Origin of the sequence: Mesorhizobium salmacidum (SeqCode) (assembly GCF_037179605.1) — a bacterium.
Taxonomy (GTDB): Bacteria; Pseudomonadota; Alphaproteobacteria; order Rhizobiales; family Rhizobiaceae; genus Mesorhizobium; species Mesorhizobium salmacidum.
Map to the genome: position 1 here is coordinate 432,881 of NZ_JAPYKS010000001.1, position 23,282 is coordinate 456,162.

The window sequence follows — 23,282 nt, forward strand, 5'->3', positions numbered from 1 at the left end:
GACGACGCGCTCAGTCGCGAAAGCATTTTGAACGCTGCTGGCTCTCAATAACATTCATCGTATCCCAAATGTGCACATCCAACCTGCCTTGCTGCGGCGCTCGGGCGGTACTGCCGTTTCATCGTGATATCGGACAACCGGGTTCCGGCCCCAACACGGTCACTTACCTCGCAAGTGCCGGATCGCCGGTAGCGATGCAAATCCTCAGTCAACCCTTCCCCGCCCGCCCGAGCACCCGCGCGTAAACCTCCCCGACAATCCCGCGCCGAAACACCAGCACGCAGACCATGAAGATCAGGCCGGTGGCGATGGTCACCGGGAAGCCTGAGGTGGCCAGGGTGTTTTCCAGGCCGACGACGAGGCTGGCGCCGATGATCGGACCGACCATGGTGCCGATGCCGCCCAGAAGCGTCATCAGGATGACCTCGCCCGACATCTGCCAAGTGACGTCGGTGAGCGTGGCGAACTGGAAGACGATCGCCTTGAGCGAGCCGGCGAGCCCGGCCAGCGCCGCCGACATGACGAAGGCGCCGAGTTTGTAGCTGGCTACGGAATAGCCGAGCGAAATGGCGCGGTTCTCGTTTTCGCGGATCGAGCGCAGGATCATGCCGAAGGGCGAATTGACGATGCGCCAGATGGCGAAGATGCCGGCCAGGACCACGGCAAGCACGAAATAATAGATGTTCATCGGGGCATTGAGGTCGAGGATGCCGAACAGGACGCCGCGCGGCACGCCCTGGATGCCGTCCTCGCCTTGCGTGAACGGCGCCTGCACGCAGAAGAAGAAGAACATCTGCGACAGCGCCAGCGTAATCATGGCGAAATAGATGCCTTGCCGGCGAATGGCGAAGAAACCCATGACGAGGCCGAGCAGTGCGGCGCCCGCCATGCCGAGCAGGATGCCGGCTTCCGGCGGCCAGCCCCAGACCTTGACGGCATGCGCGGTGAAGTAGGCGGCGCCGCCGAAGAAGGTGGCGTGGCCGAAGGACAGGAGGCCGGTGTAGCCGAGCAGGAGATTGAAGGCGCAGGCAAACAGCGCGAAACACAGCATCTTCATCAGGAAGATCGGGTAGACGAAGAACGGGGCTGCCAGCAGCGCCAGTATACCGAGCCCGACCAGCACCCATTCGAGCCTTGCCGACGGATTGGCCGATGCCTCGCGAAGTGTCAGCTCGGCCATGTCGGATGTCTGTTCCGCCATGTCAGGCGTCCCTTCCGAACAGGCCGGCCGGCCGGACCAAAAGCACGATCGCCATGATGACGAAGACCACCAAGTTGGAGGCCTCGGGGTAGAAGACCTTGGTCAGTCCTTCGGCGAGCCCAAGCATGTAGCCGGTGACGATGGCGCCGAGGATCGATCCCATGCCGCCGACCACGACCACCGCGAAGACGACGATGATGAGATCCGATCCCATCAGCGGGCTGACCTGATAGATGGGTGCTGCCAGGATGCCGGCGAGGCCGGCGAGCGCTGAGCCGAGGCCGTAGGTGAGGGTCAAAAGCAACGGCACGTTGACGCCGAAGGCCTGGACGAGACGAGGGTTCTCGGTTGCCGCGCGCAGATAGGAGCCGAGCCTGGTCTTCTCGATCAGCGCCCAGGTGCCGAAGCAGACGACCAGCGAGGCGACCACCACCCAGCCGCGATAAATGGGCAGGAACATGAAGCCGAGATTGGTGCCGCCGGCCAGCAGCGGCGGCACGGCGTAGGGGTTTCCCGACACGCCGTAATAGTAGCGGAAGATGCCTTCGAGCACGAGCGCTAGGCCGAAGGTGAAGAGCAGGCCGTAGAGCGGATCGGTGTCGTAGAGCCGCGACAGCGCCAGGCGTTCGACCATGACGCCGAACAGGCCGACGATCAGCGGCGCCAGGATCAGCGCCGGCCAATAGCCGATGCCGAGATGGGTGAACAGGAGATAGCCGATGAAGGCGCCCAGCATATATTGCGCGCCATGGGCGAAATTGATGACGCGCAGCAGGCCGAAAATCACGGCCAGGCCGAGGCTCAGCATGGCGTAGAAGGAGCCATTGATCAGGCCGACCAGCAACTGGCCAAGCAATGCCTGGACGGGGATGCCGAAGATCATCGTCATGGCGTCATCATACACCCAGAATTTCGTGGAGCAGCGTCATGCGGTCCGCGAGTTCGCCGGTGGGAAAACCGGCCACGACCTTGCCGTGCTCCATCAGGTAGAAACGGTCGGCGACACGGCTGGCGAAGCGGAAATTCTGCTCGACCAGCAGGATGGTCATGCCGCGCTGCTTCAACGTCGCCAGCAGCTCGCCGATGCGCTGGACGATGACAGGCGCGAGGCCCTCGGTCGGTTCGTCCAGGAGCAGCATCTTGACGCCGGTCCGCAGCATGCGCGCTATCGCCAGCATCTGCTGTTCGCCGCCGGACAGCCGCGTGCCCGGGCTGTTGCGCCGCTCCTTCAGATTGGGGAAGAGATCGAAGATTTCCTCGACGCTCATGCCGCCCGGGGCAACGACAGGCGGCAGGACCAGGTTCTCATCGACGGTCAGCGTCGAGAAGATGCCGCGTTCCTCCGGCACGAAGCCGATGCCCTGGTGCGCGGTGCGGTGCAGCGGCAGCCGCATCAGGTCGGCGCCATCGAAAACGACCTTCCCGGTGCGCCGCCGGATCAGGCCCATGATGGCGCGCAGCGTCGTCGTCTTGCCGACGCCGTTGCGGCCGAGCAAGGTGACCGTTTCGCCGGCAAACACTTCGAGATCGACGCCGTGCAGCGCATGGCCCTCGCCATACCAGGCGTTGAGACCGCGGACCGCGAGCAGGGGCGAAGCACTAGTCATCGGCGGTGCCCATATAGGCAACCTTGACGCGTTCGTCGCGGCTGACGGTGGCGTAGTCGCCGGCCGCGAGCACCTCGCCGCGCTGCATCACCGTTATCCAGTCGCAGAGATCGGCCACCACGGTCAGATTGTGCTCGACCATCATAACCGCGCGGTCGCTCGCCACCGACCGGATGAGGGCGGACACCGTGGCCACGTCCTCATGACCCATGCCGGCCATCGGCTCGTCCAGCAGCAGCACTTTGGGATCCAGCGCCAGCGTCGTGGCGATCTCGAGCACGCGCTTCCTGCCGTAGGAAAGATCGCCGGCCAGCCTGTTCGTGGCATCGTCGAGGCCGACGGAACGCAGCAGCTCCATGGCGCGCGGCGTCAATCGGTCGAGCGCCGCCAGCGAGCGCCAGAACTGGACGCCGAGCCCCGCCGGTCGCTGCAGCGCGACGCGCACATTGTCGAGCACGCTGAGGTGCGGAAAGATCGCCGATATCTGGAACGAGCGCACCAGACCCATCCGCGCCACCCTGGCCGGCGAGGTGCGGGTGATGTCGTGCCCGAGCAGCTCGATCCTGCCGCTGGTCGGCGCCAGGAATTTGGTCAGCAGGTTGAAAACGGTCGTCTTGCCGGCGCCGTTGGGTCCGATCAAGGCATGGATGTTGCCATGGCGGACATCGAGGTCGACATTCTTGACCGCGACGAAGCCGGCAAAGTCACGTCGCAGGCCGCGGGCGGAAAGCACCACCCGCGGTGCTTCCGCGCTCAGGTCGGGCGGCACCATGGCCGCGCCGGTCACTGGGCGGCCGTCGGACAGCCGCTTTCCTTCTCGCTGAGGAAGGCCTCCTTGCCGGGAATGGTGGCGAGGTATTTGTAATAGTCCCAATCCTTGGTGCTCTCGCTGGGCGCCTTGACCTGGTAGAGATACATGTCGTGGACCATGTTGCCGTCGGCCTGGACCTTGCCGCCGGTGATGACGGCGTCGTCCACCGGCAGCGAATGGAGCTGCTTGGCGACCGCTTCGGTCTCGTCGGTGCCGGCCTTGTCGATCGCCTTCAAATACTGCGTCACCGCCGAATAGGTCGCGGCCTGGATCATGTTCGGCATGCGGTTGGTGCGCTTGAAGAAGCGCTGCCCGAATTCGCGGCTCTTGTCGTCGCGGTCCCAGTAATAGCCCTCGGTCAGCACGACGCCTTGCGCTGCCTGCAGGCCGAGCCCATGCACTTCGGCCAGCGTGAACAGGAGCGCGGCCAGGCGCTGGCCGCCCTGCACGATGCCGAACTCGGCCGCCTGCTTGATGGAATTGGAAGTGTCGAGGCCGGCATTGGCGAGCCCGATGACCTTGGCGCCCGACGATTGCGCCTGCAGCAGGAAGGACGAATAATCGGTCGCGCCGAGGGGATAACGCACCTCGCCCAGCACCTTGCCGCCATGGCTCTCGACGAATTTGGCGGTCTGCTCCTTCAGCGAATAGCCGAAGGCATAGTCGACGGTGACGAAGAACCAGCTGTCGCCGCCCTGCTGCACGAGTGAGCCGCCGGTGCCCACCGCCTGCGAATGGGTGTCATAGGCCCAGTGGAAGCCGTAGGGCGAGCACTGCTTGCCGGTGAGGTCGGTGGTCGCCGCACCGGTGACGATGTCGATCTTCTTCTTTTCCTTGGAAATCCCCTGCACGGCGAGCGCGACCGAAGAGGTCGTCAGCTCCATGATGGCATCGACCTGTTCGGTGTCATACCACTGCCGTGCAATGTTGGAGGCGATATCGGGCTTGTTCTGGTGGTCGGCGCTGATGATCTCGACCGGCGCGCCCTGGACCTTGCCGCCGAAATCCTCGACCGCCATCTTGGCCGCCTCGACCGACCATTTGCCGCCGAAATCGGCATAGACGCCGGATTGGTCGTTGAGGATGCCGATCTTGACCTTGCCATCGGAAATCTCGGCGGCCGAGGCGGTGGTGGCCGCAAGGAGCGCGGCGGAAACGACATAGCATAGCTTCATGAGTCTACTTCCTCCCAGTGTGGATGAATCCGGCCGCCCTCTACGGTCGTCATCCGCAAGCACCAAGGAACATTAGGAAAATCAGGCGGAAGGGCAAGGGGCGGCCGCGGATTTCATGACGGCAAGGCCGACCCGATAGCGTGACGCCAGCGGGAAAGCTCAGGACGGGACACGAACATGTGAAGCTCGATCGGGAGCACACCGAGCTTGTTTGAACCACATCCCGGGCAGCTTCAGCCCTCGGGGGCGACGAGATGGCCGTTGCCGACATCGCTCAGCGCCAGTTTCAGCGGTGCCTCGCCGATCCGGCGGGTGGCGCTGGGTATCTCCTGATCGAGGCGGGCAAAACGGCTTCTGCGCTGCGCGGGATCGGGCACCGGCACGGCTTCGATCAGGCGCTTCGTGTAGGGGTGGCGCGGGTTCGAAAAAACCTGGTCGCGCGTGCCCATCTCGACGATCTGGCCGAGATACATGACGGCGACACGGTCGGAGATGTTCTCGACCACGGCCATGTCGTGCGAAATGAAGAGATAGGCGACGCCGAATTCGCGCTGCAATTCCTTCAACAGGTCAAGCACGCGCGCCTGCACCGAGACATCGAGGGCCGAGACGCTTTCATCGGCGATGATCAGTTTTGGCCTGAGCGCCAATGCCCGGGCGATGCAGACGCGCTGGCGCTGGCCGCCGGAGAATTCGTGCGGATAGAGCTCCATCTGGTCCGATGACAGGCCGACGCGGTCGAACAGGGCCGCCACCCGCTCGCGACGCTCTTCCTTCGAGGCGATGCCGTGGATAACCAGCGGTTCGGCGACGAGGTCGCCGACGCGCATGCGCGGGTCGAGCGAGGCGAAAGGATCCTGGAAGATCATCTGCACGTCGCGACGCACGGCCTTGCGCTCGTCGCGGCCGAGACCGGACAAATTGCGGCCGCCGACAACGATGTCGCCGCTATACGGCACCAGCCCGGCCAGCGCCTTGGCGGTGGTCGACTTGCCGCAACCGGATTCGCCGACCAGCGCCAGCGTCTCGTTGGGCGCGATCGAGAAGCTGACGCCCTCGACGGCGTGCACGCGGCGGGTGACCCGGCCGAGAATGCCGCCGCGCAGGTCGAAGCGGACGTGGAGGTCGTTCACCTCCGCGACATTGGCCGGCATTGCGGCTTCGGCGATCTCCTTCGATTGCTGGCGGCCGGCGCCACTGCCGATGCGCGGCACGGCGGCCAGCAGCTCGCGCGTGTAGTCGGCTTGCGGGCGGGCGAAAATGTCCGATGTCTTGCCTTCCTCGACCATGCGCCCATGCCGCATGATGATGACGCGATCGGCCATTTCGGCGACCACGCCCATGTCATGGGTGATCAGGATGACGCTGGTGCCATGCTTATGCTGCAGGTCGCGCAGCAGTTCCAGCACCTCGCCCTGTACGGTAACGTCGAGCGCCGTGGTCGGCTCGTCGGCGATCAGCACGTCCGGTTCCAGCGCCAGCGCCATGGCGATCATCACGCGCTGGCGCATGCCGCCCGACAGTTCATGCGGAAATTGTCTTAGCCGGCTTTCGGCTTCCGAAATGCGCACCGCCTTCAGCGCCTCGACGGCACGCTGGCGGGCCTGGCTGGGCGACAGGCTGGTATGCGCCTCGATGGATTCGGTGAGCTGGCGGCCGATCGACAGCACCGGGTTGAGCGAGGTCATCGGCTCCTGGAAGATCATGGCGATGCGGTCGCCGCGAATGCGCCGCATCCGGCGTTCGTCGAGGGCGGTCAGCTCGGTCTCGCCCAAATGGACCGTGCCGGCGGAGATGCGCGCGGCGGGCTGCGGCAGGAGCTGCATGATGCCCAGCGCGGTCATGGATTTGCCGGAGCCGGACTCGCCGGCGATGCACAGCGTCTCGCCGCGGGAGAGCGTCAGGGAGAGGTTGGAGACGACCTCGCGGGAGCCCTCCTCGCCGCGTACGGAGACGGAGAGGTTGGTTATGGTGAGGATGCGGTCTGGGGTCATTGCGAGGACAGGATTCTGAGAAGTTTGTTGCGGCACGCCCCCCTCTGTCCTGCCGGACATCTCCCCCTCAAGGGGGGAGATTGGCAGCTTCGCCGACTCGCCTTCTTGATGATGATGATGGTTGGCGAAGACCGAGGTGACATCCGATCTCCCCCCTTGAGGGGGAGATGCCCGGCAGGGCAGAGGGGGGTGCGGCGCTGACCCAACTTCATTCAAACACGCAACGGGGAAAATAGAACGACACCACCCAGTTCGGCATGTCGACGATCTCGCTGATGCGGAGATCGCCGCAGACCGAGGCCAGCATGTAGGCTTCGACCGGGTCGATCTGGTAGCGGCCGGCGAGCAGGTCGACCATCTGGGTAACCGCTTGCTTCGCGCCACTCATCAGGTCCGGACCGATCCCCGTCGTCACCTCATAACCCTTGGCATCGAGATGCCTGGTCACCGGCCCCGGCGTGGTGAAGCGCGGCGTCTTCAGCCGCGCATCTTTCACCAAATCGAGTTTCAGCACGACATCCATCGGGCTTTCGATCGCCGTGCCGCAGACCTCGCCGTCGCCTTGCGCGGCGTGGGTGTCGCCGACCGAGAACAGCGCGCCCGCCACCTCCACCGGCAGATAGAGCGTGGTGCCGGCGGCGAGATCGCGAATGTCGAGATTGCCGCCGACGCGGCGCGGCGGCACCACCGAGTGGTGGCCCATCTCGGCCAACGCGTTGCCGATCGTGCCGGCGAATGGTTTCAGCGGCACGCGCGCGTTTTTGCCGAACAATGCCGGTTCGAGCGAGACGGCGTCGTATTTCCAGATGTTCAGCGCCGGCTCCTTGAAGTCGTCGGCGAGCAGGCCGAAACCCGGAATGTTCGCCGTCCAGCCGAAGCCGGACGGTTTGAACATCTCGATCGTCACCTTCAGCGCGTCGCCCGGCTCGGCACCCTCGACGAAGATCGGCCCGGTGACCGGATTGATCTGGCCAAAGTCGAGCTTGGCAATGTCGGCGGCGGTGCTATCCGGCTTCAGCTGGCCACCGCCGGCATCCAGGCACTGGAACTCGATGGTCGAGCCGGGCGCCACACGCTCAGCCGGGACAAACGAATTGTCCCAGCCGAAATGGTGATGGCGCCCGTGGATGGTGTAGTCGCAGTTATTGCACATCTTTTACGTACACATTGTCGTAGTTGATCGGGATATGGACCGGGTCGACATAGAGATTGTCGGCGCCGCCCATGCGGGCCGATTTCATGGTGAAGCGCTGCTCGTTGAAGACCGGCGCCCAGGGCGCGTCCTCCATCACCTTGTCGTAGATGGCGCTCCACATCTTGTCGCGCTCGGGGGCCTTGGCCGGGTCGACCACCGAGTCGGCCTCGGCCGCCTTGGCATCGAGATCCTTGTTGCAATACCACGACCAGTTCCAGCCGCCGGGAACCGCGCCGGCGCAGCCAAGGATCGGGCCGTAGAAGTTGGACGGATCGGGGAAGTCGGCGATCCAGGCCATGCCGCCCGACCAGATCATCGGCGCGCCGGCCTTGTCGCCGCCGGCGGCAATGACGTTGGCCTGCGCCAGCGACTGGATGCTGGCCTTGATGCCGATCGCCGCCAGGTCCTGCTGGATCGCCTGGGCGATGCGCGGGTTGGGGTCGGTGTTCATGGCGAACAATTGCGTCTCGAAGCCATCGGGATGGCCGGCCTCGGCCAGCAGCGCCTTGGCCTTGGCGACGTCATAGGGATAGCCCTTGTACTCCTTGTCGTAGCCCGGCATCGACGGCGGCAGCGGCTGGTTGGCCGGCACGGCGCGACCGTTGATGATCTGGATGATGCGCGCCTTGTTGAGCGCCATGTTGACGGCCTGGCGCACCTTCACATTGTCGAACGGTGCCATGGTGGTGTTCATGGTGACGTAGCCGGTGTGCAGCTGGCCGCCTTCGACGACGCGCGCCTTCTGCTCGGGATCGGCCATCACCTCCTGGAATTTTGCCGGCGGAATGCCGTCGCCGGGCACGTCGATCTCGCCCTTCTGCAGGCGCAGCAGCGCAACGATCGGTTCCTGGCCGATCTCGAAGGTGATCTTGTCGAGATGCGGCAGGCCCTTGTGCCAGTAGTCCGGGTTGCGCTCGAAGACGATGCGCTGGCCGAGCGTCCACTCGGCCAGCTTGAAGGCGCCGGTGCCGACCGGGTGCTTGCCGAAATCGGCGCCGTATTTCTCGACCTCCTCCTTCGGCACGACATGCGAAAAGTTGATGGCCATGACATGCAGGAAGGTGGCGTCCGGGCGGGTCAGTTCGAACTTCACCGTGTAGGGGTCGACGACGGTGACACCGGCTAAGCTTTCGGCCTTGCCGGCGGCGACATCCTCATAGCCCTTGATCGAGCCGAAGAAGCCGGCGCCGGGGCTCTGCGTCTTCGGATTGGTGACGCGGTCGAGCGAATATTTGACGTCGTCGGCGGTCATCTCGCGGCCATTGTGGAACTTCACGCCATGGCGCAGCTTGAAGGTGAAGGTCTTGCCGTCGGGCGAAATCTCGTAGCTCTCGGCGAGGTCGGGCTTGAGGTTGGTGGTGCCGGGCTCGTAGTCCATCAGCCCGTCGAACAGGCTCTTGATCATCGACCAGTTCTGCCAGTCATAGCCGATCGCCGGATCGAGGGTCGCGACGTCGTCCTTGTAGGTGATGGTGATGGCGCCGCCCTGCTTGGCGTTGGGATCGATCGTGTCCTCGGCCCGGGCGCTCGTCATGCCAAGCATCAGCGCCAGCGCCGATGCGGCCACGGTCGATGCGAGAAACTTTTTCATTGTTATGTTCCCTTTCTCTGTTTGTGTTCTTGGTTTCATCCGAGCTTGACGCTCATCTCAGTTTGATACGGGGATCGATGAAGGGCGCGATGATGTCGGCCAAGAGGTTGCCGAGCACGATGGCGAAGGCCGAGGCCAGGGTGACGCCCATGATGATCGGGATGTCGACGCGCTGGATGGCTTGCCATGCGAGCTGGCCGATGCCTGGCCAGCCGAACACGCTTTCGACGACGACGATGCCGCCCATGAAGATGCCGATGTCGATGCCGATCATGGCGATGACCGGCAGGATAGCGTTGGGCAGCGCATGGCGGAAGATGATGGCGCCGCGCGCGATGCCTTTCGCACGCGCGGTGCGCACATAATCCTGGCGCAGCACGTCGATCATCGACGAGCGCATCATGCGCGCGTACCAGCCGGCACCGAGGATGCCCATGGTCAGCGAGGGCAGCACGAGGTGGCGCCAGGTGCCGTAGCCGCCGATCGGGAACCAGCTGAGCCGTACGGCAAAGACATAGAGCAGCAGCAGACCGACGACGAATTGCGGCGCCGAGACGCCGACGAAAGAGGCGACCATCAAGGTCTGGTCGGTGGCGGTGCCGCGCTTGACGGCGGCGATCAGGCCCATGGAGAGGCCGATCAGCAATTCGCACAAAATGGCGCCGAGCATCAGAAGCAGGCTGGCCGGCAGCCGCGAGACGATGAGCTCGGTCACCTCGGAGCGCTGGATATAGGAGCGGCCGAGATCGCCGCTGACGAGCTTGGTCAGGTAATGCCAGTACTGGACGACGAAGGGCTGGTCGAGGCCGAGCTGCTGGCGGATGTTCTCGACCGTCTGCGGTGTGGCGCTGCGGCCGGCGATCTGGCGCACCGGATCGGCGGGCAGGAGATAGAGCAGCGCGAAAGTGATCAGCGAGACGCCGAGCAGGATCAGCAGCGACTGGATCAGGCGGCGGCCGAGATAGGCGATCATGCCCGGCCCCTCTGCGTCGGGTCGAGGATGTCGCGCAGCGCATCGCCGATCAGGTTGAAGGCCAGCGCCAGCGCCAGGATCGCGGCGCCGGGGAAGAACACCAGCCAGGGCGCGGCCTGAAAGTAGGTCTGGTTCTCAAAGATGATGTTGCCCCAGGACGCCGTCGGCGGCTGCACGCCGATACCGAGGAAGGAGAGCGTGGCTTCGAGCAGCACGGTGGTCGAGATGCCGAGCGTGCCCCAGACGATGATGGTGGGCAGGAGATGCGGCAGGACGTGGCGAAACAGGATGCGCGGCGCGCTCGCCCCGATGGTGCGCTCGGCATCGATGAACTCGCGTTCGGCGAGCGAAGACGTCTCGGTGTAGATGACGCGGGCGGTCTGCACCCAGTTGACCAGGGCGATGACCATGGCAACGATCCACAGGCTGGGCTGGAATACCGCCGCCAGGCAGATGGCGAGCAGAAGCGCGGGAAAGGCCATCATCAGATCGGTGAAGCGCATCAGCGCGCTGCCGATCCAGCCGCGGAAATAGCCCGCGGTGACGCCGACAAGCGTGCCGATGAACAGCGCCACGCCATTGGCGACGATGCCGATGATCAGCGAGGTGCGCGCGCCATAGAGGATGCGGGTCAACAGGTCGCGCCCGAGCAGGTCGGTGCCTAGCCAGAATTTCGCGTTCGGCGGCAAAGGCGAGCCCTCGATGGTCAGGCCGTCGAACATCTGCTCGTTGGGATCATAGCCGGTCAGCCACGGCGCCAGGATCGCGCCCGCGACGACGACGGCGACGATGACCAGGCCGAGCAGCGCAAGGCGGCGCTTGACCAGCCGGCGCCAGATGCCGGCGCGCGGCTTGGCCGGCATGCGCCCGGCCATGAGATCAGGCGCGATGGGACTGGTCATCGCCGCTCTTCCCCGATCTTGGCCTCTCCCGTTAAGCCTTCGGTCATCGCCACGATACGTCGTGCGGCGTCCTCGACGCTGATCTGCCAGCTCATCGCCAGCGAGCGCAGCTGCGCATAGGCGCGGTCGTCGTCGCTGCCTTTCGACAAAGCCGAGACAGCCCGCACGATGGTCTGGCGTTCGGCGACGCGCTGGCGCAGCGCGGCGATCTCGCCGGCTAAATGTTTTCTCGCCTCGAACCCCTGGCGCGCGATGAGCAGCGCGCTGTAGACGCCGGCATTGCCGACCGGCTTCAGGAGCTGGGCGTCGGCCTTGTGCGACAGCGCCCATTCTATGCGGCCGGGCGCCTCGGAGCCGATCAACGCCACCAGTGGCATCGGCGCCTCGCCCGGCTTCCAGGGGAATTGCTCGTCGAAACCGAGATCGGCGTCGAAGAAGACGAAGTCGGCAGCCAGCGCTTCCGGCGCCAGTTCCGGCCAGCAGTCGACGGTGACCAGGCCGATAGCCGACAATTGCCTGGTGATCGCCTGCACCGTCGAGTGCGGACGATGCAGGACAAAGGCCCTGGCGCCGCCGAGATTGGGGATGCGCGGGGTCCGGCTCACGACACCACCCGCAAGCGCGGCCGGCCGAATGTTTTTGCGGGGTCGTAGCGCGACAGATAGGGGTCCGGCGCGACCTCGTCGTCGCGGCTGACGACTTCGAAGTAGCCATCCGCGATCCGGCCGATGATGACAGGCAGCGTGGCGTGCTGGGAGTGCGCATCGATGGCGATCGGGCCGAGCCGGGTGGAGAAGCGCCGTTCGGCGAAGGCTTTTGAAAATTCCGCCGGACCGGCGTCGGGGTCGCGCGACAGCACGTCGGCCATCACTTGCACCGAGGCATAGGCGGAGGCTTCGAATGAGGAGGCGAAGGCGGCCGGCCTTGGCGCGAAATAAGGCCCGACCGATAGATGGCCCTTGCCCGTTTCGCCGATCGCCGGCAGTTCACCCTCGGTGAGGTTGCAGGAGATCACTGGGCAGGAGTCGGGACTGAAAGCCGCATCCTCGTCCGCCAGATCGCGATAGGCCGCCAGGAAGGCATAGGACGAGGTGCCGATCAGATTGTTGAGGATGAAATTCGGCCGCGTCGCCCGGATCTCGGCGATCAGCCGCGACACGTCGGTCTCGCCGATGCGCAGATAGCGCTCGCCCAAAACCTTGCCGCCGGCGTCGGCGATCAGGTCGCGCGCGACGCGGTTCATCTCCCAGCCCCAGATATAGTTCGAACCGAGCAGAAAACCGTTGGCGCCGAAGCGCGGCACGACATGGGCCAGCAGCGGCACCAGATGCTGGTTGGGGCAGGCATGCATGTAGACGACATGCTCGTTGGCCTCGAAGCCTTCATAGGGGCAGGCGTACCAGAGCATGCCGCCGGCCTTTTCCAGCACCGGAATCGTCTCCTTGCGGCTCCAGGAGGTGACGCAGCCGACGACGTGGCGCGCGCTGCTGGTCCTGAAAATGTCCTCGCACAGCGTCGCGTAGCGGTCGGCATTGCTTTGCGGATCGCGCTCAACCGGCACCAACTCGATGCCCGAGCTCCTGTCGGCATTGATGTCGGCGATGGCGCGCATGGCGCCGATGCGGCACGCATCGGAAACGAGCTGATAGCTCCCGGAGCGAGAATAGAGGATGCCGATCTCGATGCGCCGTTTCAAACAGAACCCCAGAAATGACAATGCCCCGCAGCCAGCGCCGGGAAAGGCGAGGCATACGAGGCATGTTTGCCGCCCGGCGATCAGAGCCGGTATTTACCTTAGCGTATTCGGTCCGGCGGCTCAGTCAAGCCCTCAACGCTATCCGCGTCAAACACCGAGTGTCCGGCCCTCGCTGATTCCCGCGAAATCCGCTGCCGCTATTTGGCCGCCGGCCTGTGTTGGCGGGCATAGGCCACGCAAGCATCCACGGTGCTGACACAAAGCGCGTCGCGCTTGTTCGGCAGGTTGTTGTCGCCGGCGTAGGCAACTTCGGCGACGCGGCCGCCGACCATGCGAACCTGCGTGTCGCAGTAGCCGCCGGGAGCGACATTGACGGAACCGCCGACCGTCGGGATGGCCCCCAAGGCCAAGGCAGGAACGACGACGCTGAGATTGCCGCGCTGAACGACGCGCTTATAGGTCCAGATCTGCCCGGACTGGCCGACATCCGCGGTGGCGGTCGGAAACCCCGCGCACATTCGAACGTCGGCTTCGCTGAGGCCGACCATCTCCTTGCGAGCCGCCGCCGCGGTGGGATCGACCTTGGTCATGCGCGACGTGTCGTCGGGAACGACGCAGGAAGACTGGACGACGACGATGAGGCCAGAAAGGGCAAGCTTTCGAATACAGGGAAATGTCATACCGATTGGTTGAGATCGCGTGGCGCCCGGCCGCCCTCTCTACCTAGGCAAGCAGACCGCCGGATCAACCCGCACGCCTTCACGAAAAGGTGGCTGGGCAAGCCGCGGAGCTTTTTTGCACTTCCGCTCGCCATGGATGAACCCGCCGGACGAAGGACGTCCATCATTTCCGGGCGATGTCCTCGAAGCGCGTCTCGTGCTCCCTTCCCCGGAATTTTTGAGAGAATATTCCCGGCTTTGCCGAGAACGGCGAAACATGTTCTTTGATAAAATCGATAGAATTTCTGACGATGTGACCAAGCTTGGGCAATCCGCCTTGCTGCCATGACTTCACAACCGCAGAGATCAATCATGTCCGACCTCACCAACACTTCGTCTTTTTCCCTTAGGTCAACCCTGAACCGCCGCAGCGGCCTGGCTCTGCTATTCGCCTCGGCTGTTGCGATCGGCAGCCTGATGGCACCGCATGCGTCGTTCGCCGAGGACAAGAAGGCGATCAAGGTCGGCATCATCAGCGGCGAGGACGAGGATGTCTGGCGCGTCGTGGTCGCTAAAGCCGCCGAGAAGGGCCTGAGCATCGAGACCGTGGTGTTCAACGACTACACCCAGCCCAACGAGGCGCTGGAGCGCGGCGAGATCGACGCCAACGCCTTCCAGCACCAGCCTTATCTCGACAACCAGATCAAGACGCAGGGCTATCACATCGTGCGCGTCGGCTATACCGGCGTGTGGCCAATCGGCCTCTACTCAAAGAAGTACAAAAAGGTCGCGGACCTGCCGGAGGGCGCGGTGATCGGCCTGCCGAACGACCCGTCCAACGAAGGCCGGGCGCTGCGCGTGCTGCAGAATGAGGGCGTGATCAAGTTAAAGGACGGCACCGGCATTCTCGCCACCACCGCCGACATCGCCGAAAATCCCAAGAAGGTCGAGATCAAGGAACTCGACGCCGGCATCGTCGGCCGTTCGGTCGAGGACCTCGACGCCGCCGTGGTCAACACCGACTGGGCGCTGAAAAGCGGCCTGACGCCGGAAAGCCGCATCGCCCAGGAGCCTATCGCAGACAATCCCTACCGTAACTTCATCGCGGTGAAGGCCGGCAACGAAAACGAGGCCTGGGTGAAGACGCTGGTGGCGTCCTACCAGAACGACGCGGTCAAGGCCGAGTTCGACAAGGTCTACAAAGGCACAGGCCTCAGCGCCTATTAAGACCATCCGGGCACTGATGTGCCTTTGACCGGGACAGCGGTCCGCGCAATGCGCGGGCCGCGATCGTATTTTCAGGATCCGCCTATGAACCAGCATTTCACCGCAACCACCGAGCCCGGGGATCAGGCCGCTACACAGGACGTGGTGCGGCTTGTCGACCTGAAGCGCCGTTTCGGCGCGACGGCGGCACTCGACGGCATTTCCTTGACGGTGCGCAAGGGGGAGATCCTCGGCATTATCGGCCGCAGCGGCGCCGGCAAATCGACGCTGATCCGCTGCCTGAACGGGCTGGAGCGTCCCGATTCCGGCGAGGTCTTCATCGAGGGCCGCGAGATCAGCCGGCTTGGCGAACGCGACCTGCAGCCGCTGCGGCGGCGCATCGGCATGATCTTCCAGCATTTCAACCTGCTGTCGGCCAAGACGGTCGAGGACAATGTGGCGCTGCCGCTCAAGATCGAGGGCCGGCCGAAGGCGGAGCGGCTGAAGCGAGCGGCAGAACTGCTCGATCTCGTCGGCCTGTCGGAGAAGGCGAAAGCCTATCCGGCGTCGCTGTCCGGCGGCCAGAAGCAGCGTGTCGGCATTGCCAGGGCGCTTGCCGCGCGGCCAGCGCTGCTTCTGTCGGACGAGGCGACCTCGGCGCTCGACCCGGAGACGACCCGCTCCATCCTTGCCTTGCTGAAAGACATCAACCGGCGGCTCGGCCTGACCATCCTGCTGATCACCCATGAGATGGAGGTGATCCGCTCGATCGCCGACCGCGTGGCGGTGATCGACGCCGGGCGCATTGTCGAGGAAGGGCCAGTCTGGTCGGTGTTCGCCGATCCACGTTCCGAGATCACCCGCAGCCTGCTCGGCGCCATCCGCCCGCAGCTTCCGCCGGAGCTGGCGGCGCGGCTGCTGCCGGCGGGCGGCACCGAAACGATCTTGCGCGTCGACGTGGCAGGCGAGGCCGCGCGGGCGCCGCTGCTGTCCGACCTCGCCGCCGCCGTGCCCGGTGCTTTTCGCCTCATCCATGGCGGCATCGACCATATCCAGCAACAGCCGGTGGGAACGCTGTTCCTCTCCATCCCCGGCAATCACGCAAGCCACCTCGCAGAAGTGATCACATTCCTGAAGTCCCGCCAGGCGCGGGTGGAGGTACTTGGCCATGTCGCCGATCCTGTTTGAGCTTCTGTTGCGATCGATCTGGGAGACGGTGCTGATGACGGCCGCCTCCGGCCTGATTTCCCTGGTCTGCGGCCTGCCGCTCGGGCTGGCGCTGATTGCCACCGAACGCGGCGGCATTGCCGAAAGCCCGTGGGTGAACCGCGTGCTCGGCGCCGTCATCAACGGCTTCCGCTCGGTGCCCTTCATAATCCTTCTGGTGGCGCTGATCCCGGTGACACGGCTGATCGTCGGCACGTCGATCGGCACATGGGCGGCGATCGTGCCGCTGTCGATCGCCGCCACGCCCTACTATGCGCGCATCGCCGAAGTGTCGCTGCGCGAGGTCGACCACGGCCTGATCGAGGCGGCGCGCGCCATGGGCGGCAACCGCTGGACGATCATCCGCGAGGTGCTGGTGCCGGAAGCGCTGCCTGGCATCGTCGCCGGCTTCACGGTGACGCTGGTCACACTCATCGGCGCCTCGGCGATGGCGGGCGCCATCGGCGCCGGCGGGCTGGGCGACCTCGCCATCCGCTACGGCTATCAGCGGTTCGAGACGTCGGTGATGATCGCCGTGGTGATCGTGCTGATCATCCTGGTCTGCGGCATCCAGTGGGTAGGTGACCGGCTGGTGGCGAGACTGGATCGGCGGGGGTGATGAGCCGGCTGAACGTTGACCGGAGCCTCCCCGAGGTGAACGGCAACCGCAAATGCGCTGTCTTTTCGATCGTCGTCGGAGACGGAAACGACATGTGCCGCGGCGATCACGGCGCGGTGAGAAACGGCACAAGGATCGACAGTTTTAGCCGGCGCGTTGCTTTTCCGTTGCTTCGCGATCAACGGTTCCTGCCGACAGCACGACGCCGAATTTTTCCCGAGCTTGCCGCGGGGTATAGTACCCCAGGGCCACATCGCGCAGCACCTGATCGGCATCGCGCTCACGCGGATCGCCATAGCCGCCACCGCCCGGCGTGCCGACGCGGACGCGGTCGCCCGCCTTTAGCGAGATGTCCTGCTCCTTGGAGAGGTGCGGCGGTACGTGTTCCTCTCCATTGCGGAAGACGATCACGCTGTTGGGCTCGCCATTCCCACCACCAAGGGCGCCCTGCGGGCCGAAGCGGCCATGGTCCATGACGAAGGAGGCACGCGCCTCGCCGCGCAGGATCTCGACCTCGTAGGCGAGACCAAAACCGCCGCGATGCTTGCCGGCGCCGCCCGAGCCTTCGCGCAAGGCATAGTGCCGGTAAAGCACCGGAAAGGCCTGCTCCATGATCTCGACCGGCGGCGACTTGGAGATGCCGATGGTCGAGCAGCCATTGGTGAGGCCGTCATGGCCTGAATTGCCGCCATAGCCGCCGCCGGAGATCTGGTACATGACGTAATCGCGGCCGCGCGCGGGATCGTTGCCGCCGAGCGCGAAATTACCGCTGGAGCCGGCAGGTGCGGCCGTCACCTTGTCCGGCAATGCCTGCACCATGGCCGCGAACACCGCCTCGGCGATGCGCTGCGACACTTCGGCCGCACAGCCCGACACGGGGCGCGGATACTTCGCGTCGAGGAAGGTGCCTTCCGGCCGCTTGACGATCAGGGGCTCGAAAGCGCCGGCGCTGATCGGCACATCGGGGAAGATGTGGCGCATGGCGAGATAGACCGAGGACAGGGTCGTCGCCAGCACGCTGTTCATCGGCCCCGCACAGGGCTTTGACGACCCTGAAAAATCGAAGATCAGCGTGTCGCCCTTCTTGTCGACGGCGAGCGCGATGGTCAGCGGCTCGTTGACCACCCCGTCGGAATCGACAAAGGCCTTGGAGCGGTAGGTGCCGTCGGGAATGGCCGCTATGTTGGCGCGCATCTGTTCGGCGGCACGGCGGCGCAGTTCGGCGATCGCTTCGACAACCGTTTCATCCCTGTAACGATCCAGGATTCCATTGAGCCTGTCCTGGCCGATCAGCAGCGCGGCGGCCTGGGCCCGGATGTCGCCGATGCGCTGGTCGGCAACCCGGATGTTGGAGCAGATGATGGCGTAGATTTCGGGATCGAGCACGCCCTTCTTGAACAGCTTTACCGGCGGCAGCCGCAGGCCTTCCTGCTCGACCGCGGTGGCGGAGGCCGAAAAGCCGCCCGGCACCGAACCGCCGATATCGGGCCAATGGCCTGTGTTCGACAACCAGCAGAAGATCTTTTCGTCGCGGTAGACCGGCATGACGAAGCGCACGTCCATCAGATGCGTGCCGCCGAGATAGGGGTCGTTGACGATATAGATGTCGCCCGGCTCAGGCGGCAGGCAGCGGCCATCGGCGATCATCTCGATCACCGTCCTGGTCGAATATTGCATGACGCCGACAAACACCGGCAGGCCCTGGCTGCCTTGTGCGATCAGCGAGCCATCGACGGCCGAATAGATGCCGTCCGAGCGGTCATTGGCCTCGGCGATCACCGGCGAGAAAGCGGCGCGCGAAAAGGTCAGGTCCATCTCGTCGCAGACCTGCTGCAACGCGGCCTGGAGAACCGAAAGGGTAATGGCGTCGAGCTTCATTTCAGGCCTCGCCAATATCGATGATGATGTTCCCGTCGGCGTCCGATCGCGCGCGGTCGCCGGGTTCGAGCACGGTCGTCGCGTCCATCTGTTCGAGGATCGCCGGGCCTTCGATGACCGCGTCGAGCGGCAGCTTTTCCCTGATATACACCGGCGTGTCATGCCAGCGCCCGCCATACCAGACCGGCCTGATCTCGCGCCGCGCCTCGTCGAGCGTCTTTGCCCGCCCGACCGGATCGATCAGGCGTGACAAGTCGATCGCCGGACGCACGCCGGTGACCGAGGTGTTGAGGTTGACGAGATTGGCGCGGATTTCCGGCAGCTCCACCTTGAAGCGGGCGAAATAGGCTTTTTCGAACAGGGACTGCAATTCGTGCCGGGTAACCGACGAGGACGGCAACGGCACGTTGATGATGTGGGTCTGGCCGACGAATTGCATGTCGGTGGAGTGGGTGACGCGGATCGTTTCCGGCCTCACCGCTTCCTTGGCGATCAGCGCCTCGCCTTCGTTACGATGCCGTTCCAATACTCGGTGGAGCTGGCTTTCATCAAGCACGGCCACGGGTTGGTTGACGGTGTTGACGAAGTCATGGCGCAGATCGGCGACGACGCAGCCGAGCGCATTGGTGATGCCGGGACGCGCTGGCACCAGCACTTTGGGCAGGCCGAGTTCGCGCGCGAGCGCCGTCGCATGCAGCGGCCCGGCGCCGCCGAAGGCGAACAGCGCGAAATCGCGGGGATCATGGCCACGCGATACCGAGACCATGCGGATGGCGCCGGCCATCTTCATGTTGCCGAGCCTGAGCACCGCGCCCGCCGCCTCGACACCCGACAGGCCCGTCGCCTTGCCGATCCTGTCCTCGAAGATACCGGTGACGCGCTCTGATGTGACCGGATTGTCGACGGCGAGCAGCTTCTTCGGCGCCAACCGGCCGAGCACCAGATTGGCGTCGGTGATCGTCGGCTCGGTGCCGCCGCGCCCGTAGCAGATCGGGCCGGGATTGGCGCCCGCACTTTCCGGGCCGATCTGGATCAGGCCGGCCGCATCGACGCGGGCGATCGAGCCGCCGCCGGCGCCCACCGTATGCACCGCCACCATCGGCACATGGATCGGCATGGCATATTCGATCTCGATCTCGTTCGAGACAGCCGGTTCGGCGTTGCGGATCAGCGCCACGTCGGTCGAGGTGCCGCCCATGTCGTAGGTGACGAGGTTTTCGAAGCCGGCGCGCTTGCCCGTATAGGCGGCGGCGATGACGCCGGAGGCGGGGCCCGACATGACCGTCTTGGCCGATTCACGTGTGACGAAGCGGGCCGAAATCATGCCGCCATTGCCGTTCATGATGAGAAAATCGCGGGCATAGCCCTTGTCGGCCAATTCCGTGCGCAGGCGTTCGACATAGCGCTCCAGGATCGGCTGCACCGAGGCGTTGATCGATGCCGTCACCCCGCGCTCGAATTCGCGCGCTTCCGACAGCAGCGCATGGCCGGTGGTGATGTAGCCATTCGGCCAAAGCTCGGCGGCGATTTCGGCGGCGCGGCGCTCATGCAAAGGGTTGGCGTAGGAATGCAGAAAATGGATGACGAGGGATTCGCAGCCGGCCGCGATCAGCGTCTTCACCGCCTCGCGCATCTCGTCCTCGTCAAGCGGCGTGCGGATGGCGCCTGATGCCTCGACGCGCTCGGACACTTCGAGGCGCAGATTGCGCGGGATGACCGGGACGAACGTGCCCGTCATGCCGTAGGGCTGCGGCCGCGTGCGCCGGCCAAGCTCGATCACGTCGCGAAAACCGCGCGTGGTGATCATGCCGGTCTTGGCCAGCCGGCGCTCCAGCACCGCATTGGTGGTGGTGGTCGTGCCATGCACGATGAGGTCGATGCCGTCGATCGGAAAGCCGGTGGCGCCAAGCGCCGAAACCACGCCAAAGGCCTGGTTGTCGACCGTGGTCGGGGTCTTGGCCAGATACACCTTGCCACCGTCCTTGCCGTCGATCAGGAGCAGGTCGGTGAAGGTTCCGCCGACGTCGATGCCGGCGACGACGCTGCCCAGGGAATCCGGCGGCTGCACCGAAAAATTCTCTTTCATTGTCGAAACCCGAAATGCTGGGACTACGGATATGCCACAGTTTGGAAAGGTGTTTTACGGCGGCATCTTGACGCAAATATCGTTTGTATACTAATAAATTCCGGACACAAGAGCTTACCGCTTCGGTAGCGTGCATGGCACGCCGGAACCTGAATGGTTCGGGCGCGCACGGGAAAGTTTGGCGCCCGCGTCTGTAACTGGGCGAGAAGGTTGGAATTGATGAACACCACGCCCGCGTTCAACACCGCTGAAGCCCGCCCGCTGCAGTTTCCGATTCCGGCCAATGTCTACGCCGAAACCGTGGTCTCGGTGAAGCACTACACCGACCGGCTGTTCTCGTTTCGCATCACGCGCCCGCAGTCGCTGCGCTTCCGCTCGGGCGAGTTCGTGATGATCGGCCTGCCTAATGCCGAGAAGCCGGTATATCGCGCCTACTCCGTCGCCAGCCCGGCCTGGGACGAAGAGCTGGAATTCTTCTCGATCAAGGTGCCGGACGGCCCGCTGACCTCGGAACTGCAGAAGATCCAGGTCGGCGACACGGTCATCATGCGCCAGAAGTCGACCGGCACGCTGGTTGTCGACGCGCTGACCCCGGCCAAGCGCCTGTTCATGATCTCGACCGGCACCGGCATCGCGCCCTTTGCCAGCCTGCTGCGCGACCCCGACACCTACGAGAAATTCGATCAGCTGATCCTGACCCACACCTGCCGCGACAATGCCGAGCTGATCTACGGCCAGGAGTTGGTGGCGGCACTGGAAAGCGACCCTCTGATTGGCGAACTGACCGCCGGCCGCGTCACGCTGTACAATTCAACGACCCGCGAGGATTCGGCACGCATGGGCCGCATCACCGCGCTGATCGGCTCCGGCAAATTCTACAGTGATCTCGGCATCGAGAAGCTCGATCCCGAGACCGACCGCATCATGATCTGCGGCTCGATGCACATGCTGAAGGACGTCAAGGAGCTGGCCGAAAGCCTCGGTTTCCAGGAAGGTTCGCTCAGCCATCCCGCGAGCTTCGTCGTCGAACGCGCCTTCGTCGGCTGAGGCCGGCGCGTCTCCCGGAAACCTGATTTTGACCTTCCGGTCAAAAATCAGCTGCTTTCGCGGCCTTTTTCAGCTATCCCTCGCCTGAGGACTCGTGAAGCGCGGCTTCGCGGGTTATCGTCGTGCGTGTCGCCCAAAAGTGTCTAGGTTTTGGGAGAACGATGCGCACCAAGAGCGCACGCCGCTGAACGAAAGGGCAGGAGATGAGCAGCACAATCCGCGAAGCCGATCTTGGCACCAAGGTGACGCCGCTGCCGGCACGCGCAGCCGCCAATACGCCGGTGCCGCTGGACCATCACATCGCGCGCAATCCGGGCCTGAAACTCGACCTCGGTTTTCTGGAATCGGTGCGTAGCGTCAACCGCTCGGCGCTGGAGCGCCGCGTCGCCAGCCTGACCAAGCGGCGCTCGATCAAGGCCGACAACCAGGCCGCCTGGCTGCTGCGGGCGATCGCCTGCATGGACCTGACGACGCTCAACTCCAACGACACCGAGGAGCGCGTGCGCCGGCTCTGCGCCAAGGCGATCAACCCGCTGCGCCGCGACATCATGGAAGGCCTCGGCATTGCGGGCGAAACCATCCGGCCGGCCGCCGTCTGCGTCTACCATCCCTTCGTCGCCACGGCGGTCGACGCCGTGCGCGGCACCGGCATCCACGTCGCCGCCGTCTCCACCGCATTCCCACATGGTCTGGCGCCGCTGTCGACCCGGCTGCAGGAGATCGAGGCCTCGGTGAAGGACGGAGCCGACGAGATCGATGTCGTCATTCCGCGCGGCCTGGTGTTCGGCGCCAGGTGGCGCGAGCTTTACAACGAAATCGTTTCGATGCGCGCCGCCTGCGGTGACGCGCATCTGAAGGTCATTTTGGGAACCGGCGATCTCGCCACGCTGCGCAACGTCATGCTTGCCTCGATGGTGGCGATGATGGCGGGCGCCGATTTCATCAAGACCTCGACCGGCAAGGAAAGTGTCAACGCCACATTGCCCGTCGGGCTTGCCATGGTGCGCGCCATCAGGGCCTATTTCGAGGAAACCGGCTATCTCATCGGTTTCAAGCCGGCCGGCGGCATTTCCACCGCGAAAGTGTCGCTCGACTGGCTGGTGCTGATGAAGGAAGAACTCGGCCGGCCGTGGCTGGAGCCCGACCTGTTCCGCTTCGGCGCCTCGAGTCTTTTGACCGACATCGAGCGTCAGCTCGAGCACCATCTGACCGGGCATTATTCGGCCAATCATCGCCACGCGATGGCTTGAGCTGATCGACGCGGTGATGGCTGGAACACCCCTCATCCGTCGCCTTCGGCGACACCTTCTCCCACAAGGGGAGAAGGAAAAGTTCTGCCTCGGCCTGTCGATCAAGTACTATCGTGAGCAACTCGCTGGCCCGCAGACGTGCGCTTTCCCTTCTCCCCTTGTGGGAGAAGGTGGCCGAGCGAAGCT

At 64.6% G+C, this 23,282-nt stretch carries 19 protein-coding genes and 1 pseudogene; 5 read left to right on the top strand and 15 right to left on the bottom strand.

Features of this window, described 5'->3' with window-relative positions; all coding sequences use genetic code 11:
- Nucleotides 1-208: 208 nt before the first annotated feature.
- The 13 genes and pseudogenes from O7A60_RS02180 to O7A60_RS02240 all read right to left on the bottom strand — a co-directional run bounded on the left by O7A60_RS02180 (nt 209) and on the right by O7A60_RS02240 (nt 13,825).
- Complete coding sequence (locus tag O7A60_RS02180; protein ID WP_337104887.1) at nt 209-1,180, bottom strand: branched-chain amino acid ABC transporter permease; 972 nt, start codon at nt 1,178-1,180, stop codon at nt 209-211.
- Between the two features lie 22 nt (nt 1,181-1,202).
- On the bottom strand, nt 1,203-2,090 hold the full coding sequence (locus O7A60_RS02185) for a branched-chain amino acid ABC transporter permease (protein WP_337104807.1): 888 nt from the start codon (nt 2,088-2,090) through the stop codon (nt 1,203-1,205).
- Between the two features lie 7 nt (nt 2,091-2,097).
- Nucleotides 2,098-2,808 carry an ABC transporter ATP-binding protein gene (locus O7A60_RS02190; RefSeq protein WP_015314622.1) on the bottom strand — a complete coding sequence of 237 codons (711 nt, stop codon included), beginning with the start codon at nt 2,806-2,808 and terminating at the stop codon, nt 2,098-2,100.
- Nucleotides 2,801-3,580: an ABC transporter ATP-binding protein gene (locus O7A60_RS02195; RefSeq protein WP_337104888.1), complete on the bottom strand. Its 780-nt coding sequence runs from the start codon at nt 3,578-3,580 to the stop codon at nt 2,801-2,803. Before O7A60_RS02195 ends, O7A60_RS02190 begins: the two co-directional genes overlap by 8 nt.
- 11 nt (nt 3,581-3,591) lie before the next feature.
- Nucleotides 3,592-4,794, bottom strand: coding sequence for an ABC transporter substrate-binding protein (locus tag O7A60_RS02200; protein WP_337104808.1), 1,203 nt, complete (start codon nt 4,792-4,794; stop codon nt 3,592-3,594).
- A 233-nt stretch (nt 4,795-5,027) separates the two neighbouring features.
- On the bottom strand, nt 5,028-6,788 hold the full coding sequence (locus O7A60_RS02205; RefSeq protein ID WP_337104809.1) for an ABC transporter ATP-binding protein: 1,761 nt from the start codon (nt 6,786-6,788) through the stop codon (nt 5,028-5,030).
- 208 nt (nt 6,789-6,996) lie between these two features.
- Nucleotides 6,997-7,941, bottom strand: coding sequence for an acetamidase/formamidase family protein (locus O7A60_RS02210; RefSeq protein WP_337104810.1), 945 nt, complete (start codon nt 7,939-7,941; stop codon nt 6,997-6,999).
- Nucleotides 7,931-9,574: an ABC transporter substrate-binding protein gene (locus tag O7A60_RS02215; RefSeq protein WP_337104811.1), complete on the bottom strand. Its 1,644-nt coding sequence runs from the start codon at nt 9,572-9,574 to the stop codon at nt 7,931-7,933. Before O7A60_RS02215 ends, O7A60_RS02210 begins: the two co-directional genes overlap by 11 nt.
- A 52-nt stretch (nt 9,575-9,626) precedes the next feature.
- A complete protein-coding gene (locus O7A60_RS02220; RefSeq protein ID WP_337104812.1) occupies nt 9,627-10,547 on the bottom strand; it encodes an ABC transporter permease in 921 nt (306 codons plus the stop codon).
- The gene (locus tag O7A60_RS02225; RefSeq protein ID WP_337104813.1) at nt 10,544-11,449 is read right to left on the bottom strand and encodes an ABC transporter permease; all 906 of its coding nucleotides are present in this window, start codon (nt 11,447-11,449) and stop codon (nt 10,544-10,546) included. Before O7A60_RS02225 ends, O7A60_RS02220 begins: the two co-directional genes overlap by 4 nt.
- Nucleotides 11,427-12,054: pseudogene (locus tag O7A60_RS02230) on the bottom strand (ANTAR domain-containing response regulator). Before O7A60_RS02230 ends, O7A60_RS02225 begins: the two are co-directional and overlap by 23 nt.
- A complete protein-coding gene (locus tag O7A60_RS02235) occupies nt 12,051-13,145 on the bottom strand; it encodes a transporter substrate-binding protein (RefSeq protein WP_337104815.1) in 1,095 nt (364 codons plus the stop codon). The pseudogene O7A60_RS02230 and the gene O7A60_RS02235 overlap by 4 nt, the downstream one beginning before the upstream one ends.
- 197 nt (nt 13,146-13,342) lie before the next feature.
- Entirely contained in the window at nt 13,343-13,825 is a 483-nt protein-coding gene (locus tag O7A60_RS02240; protein ID WP_337104816.1) for a hypothetical protein, read from the bottom strand.
- A 351-nt stretch (nt 13,826-14,176) separates the two neighbouring features.
- Between O7A60_RS02240 and O7A60_RS02245 the strand changes: the two genes are divergently transcribed.
- From O7A60_RS02245 to O7A60_RS02255, 3 genes are all read left to right on the top strand, one after another.
- Nucleotides 14,177-15,031 (top strand): MetQ/NlpA family lipoprotein, encoded by an 855-nt coding sequence (locus tag O7A60_RS02245; RefSeq protein WP_337104817.1) that lies wholly within the window; start codon nt 14,177-14,179, stop codon nt 15,029-15,031.
- 84 nt (nt 15,032-15,115) lie between these two features.
- Nucleotides 15,116-16,198 (top strand): methionine ABC transporter ATP-binding protein, encoded by a 1,083-nt coding sequence (locus O7A60_RS02250; RefSeq protein ID WP_337104818.1) that lies wholly within the window; start codon nt 15,116-15,118, stop codon nt 16,196-16,198.
- Entirely contained in the window at nt 16,179-16,835 is a 657-nt protein-coding gene (locus O7A60_RS02255; protein WP_140715543.1) for a methionine ABC transporter permease, read from the top strand. The genes O7A60_RS02250 and O7A60_RS02255 overlap by 20 nt, the downstream gene beginning before the upstream one ends.
- A gap of 144 nt (nt 16,836-16,979) precedes the next feature.
- Here the strand turns inward: O7A60_RS02255 and O7A60_RS02260 are convergent, their stop codons facing one another.
- Nucleotides 16,980-18,713, bottom strand: a complete 1,734-nt coding sequence (locus tag O7A60_RS02260) for a hydantoinase B/oxoprolinase family protein (protein WP_337104819.1) — start codon at nt 18,711-18,713, stop codon at nt 16,980-16,982.
- Between the two features lies 1 nt (nt 18,714).
- Complete coding sequence (locus tag O7A60_RS02265) at nt 18,715-20,799, bottom strand: hydantoinase/oxoprolinase family protein (RefSeq protein ID WP_337104820.1); 2,085 nt, start codon at nt 20,797-20,799, stop codon at nt 18,715-18,717.
- A gap of 219 nt (nt 20,800-21,018) precedes the next feature.
- Here O7A60_RS02265 and O7A60_RS02270 point away from each other — a divergent pair, with 219 nt between their 5' ends.
- Nucleotides 21,019-21,846, top strand: a complete 828-nt coding sequence (locus tag O7A60_RS02270) for a ferredoxin--NADP reductase (protein WP_337104821.1) — start codon at nt 21,019-21,021, stop codon at nt 21,844-21,846.
- Nucleotides 21,847-22,049: 203 nt separating this feature from the next.
- Entirely contained in the window at nt 22,050-23,096 is a 1,047-nt protein-coding gene (deoC, locus tag O7A60_RS02275; protein WP_337104822.1) for a deoxyribose-phosphate aldolase, read from the top strand.
- The last annotated feature ends 186 nt before the right edge of the window (nt 23,097-23,282 follow it).

Excerpts from the sequence above, each read along its gene's own strand:
- O7A60_RS02180 (WP_337104887.1), bottom strand. The coding sequence starts at position 1,180 with ATGGCCGAGCTGACACTTCGCGAGGCATCGGCCAATCCGTCGGCAAGG.
- O7A60_RS02185 (WP_337104807.1), bottom strand. The coding sequence starts at position 2,090 with ATGACGATGATCTTCGGCATCCCCGTCCAGGCATTGCTTGGCCAGTTG.
- O7A60_RS02190 (WP_015314622.1), bottom strand. The coding sequence starts at position 2,808 with ATGACTAGTGCTTCGCCCCTGCTCGCGGTCCGCGGTCTCAACGCCTGG.
- O7A60_RS02195 (WP_337104888.1), bottom strand. The coding sequence starts at position 3,580 with ATGGTGCCGCCCGACCTGAGCGCGGAAGCACCGCGGGTGGTGCTTTCC.
- O7A60_RS02200 (WP_337104808.1), bottom strand. The coding sequence starts at position 4,794 with ATGAAGCTATGCTATGTCGTTTCCGCCGCGCTCCTTGCGGCCACCACC.
- O7A60_RS02205 (WP_337104809.1), bottom strand. The coding sequence starts at position 6,788 with ATGACCCCAGACCGCATCCTCACCATAACCAACCTCTCCGTCTCCGTA.
- O7A60_RS02210 (WP_337104810.1), bottom strand. The coding sequence starts at position 7,941 with ATGTGCAATAACTGCGACTACACCATCCACGGGCGCCATCACCATTTC.
- O7A60_RS02215 (WP_337104811.1), bottom strand. The coding sequence starts at position 9,574 with ATGAAAAAGTTTCTCGCATCGACCGTGGCCGCATCGGCGCTGGCGCTG.
- O7A60_RS02220 (WP_337104812.1), bottom strand. The coding sequence starts at position 10,547 with ATGATCGCCTATCTCGGCCGCCGCCTGATCCAGTCGCTGCTGATCCTG.
- O7A60_RS02225 (WP_337104813.1), bottom strand. The coding sequence starts at position 11,449 with ATGACCAGTCCCATCGCGCCTGATCTCATGGCCGGGCGCATGCCGGCC.
- O7A60_RS02240 (WP_337104816.1), bottom strand. The coding sequence starts at position 13,825 with ATGACATTTCCCTGTATTCGAAAGCTTGCCCTTTCTGGCCTCATCGTC.
- O7A60_RS02245 (WP_337104817.1), top strand. The coding sequence starts at position 14,177 with ATGTCCGACCTCACCAACACTTCGTCTTTTTCCCTTAGGTCAACCCTG.
- O7A60_RS02250 (WP_337104818.1), top strand. The coding sequence starts at position 15,116 with ATGAACCAGCATTTCACCGCAACCACCGAGCCCGGGGATCAGGCCGCT.
- O7A60_RS02255 (WP_140715543.1), top strand. The coding sequence starts at position 16,179 with ATGTCGCCGATCCTGTTTGAGCTTCTGTTGCGATCGATCTGGGAGACG.
- O7A60_RS02260 (WP_337104819.1), bottom strand. The coding sequence starts at position 18,713 with ATGAAGCTCGACGCCATTACCCTTTCGGTTCTCCAGGCCGCGTTGCAG.
- O7A60_RS02265 (WP_337104820.1), bottom strand. The coding sequence starts at position 20,799 with ATGAAAGAGAATTTTTCGGTGCAGCCGCCGGATTCCCTGGGCAGCGTC.
- O7A60_RS02270 (WP_337104821.1), top strand. The coding sequence starts at position 21,019 with ATGAACACCACGCCCGCGTTCAACACCGCTGAAGCCCGCCCGCTGCAG.
- deoC (WP_337104822.1), top strand. The coding sequence starts at position 22,050 with ATGAGCAGCACAATCCGCGAAGCCGATCTTGGCACCAAGGTGACGCCG.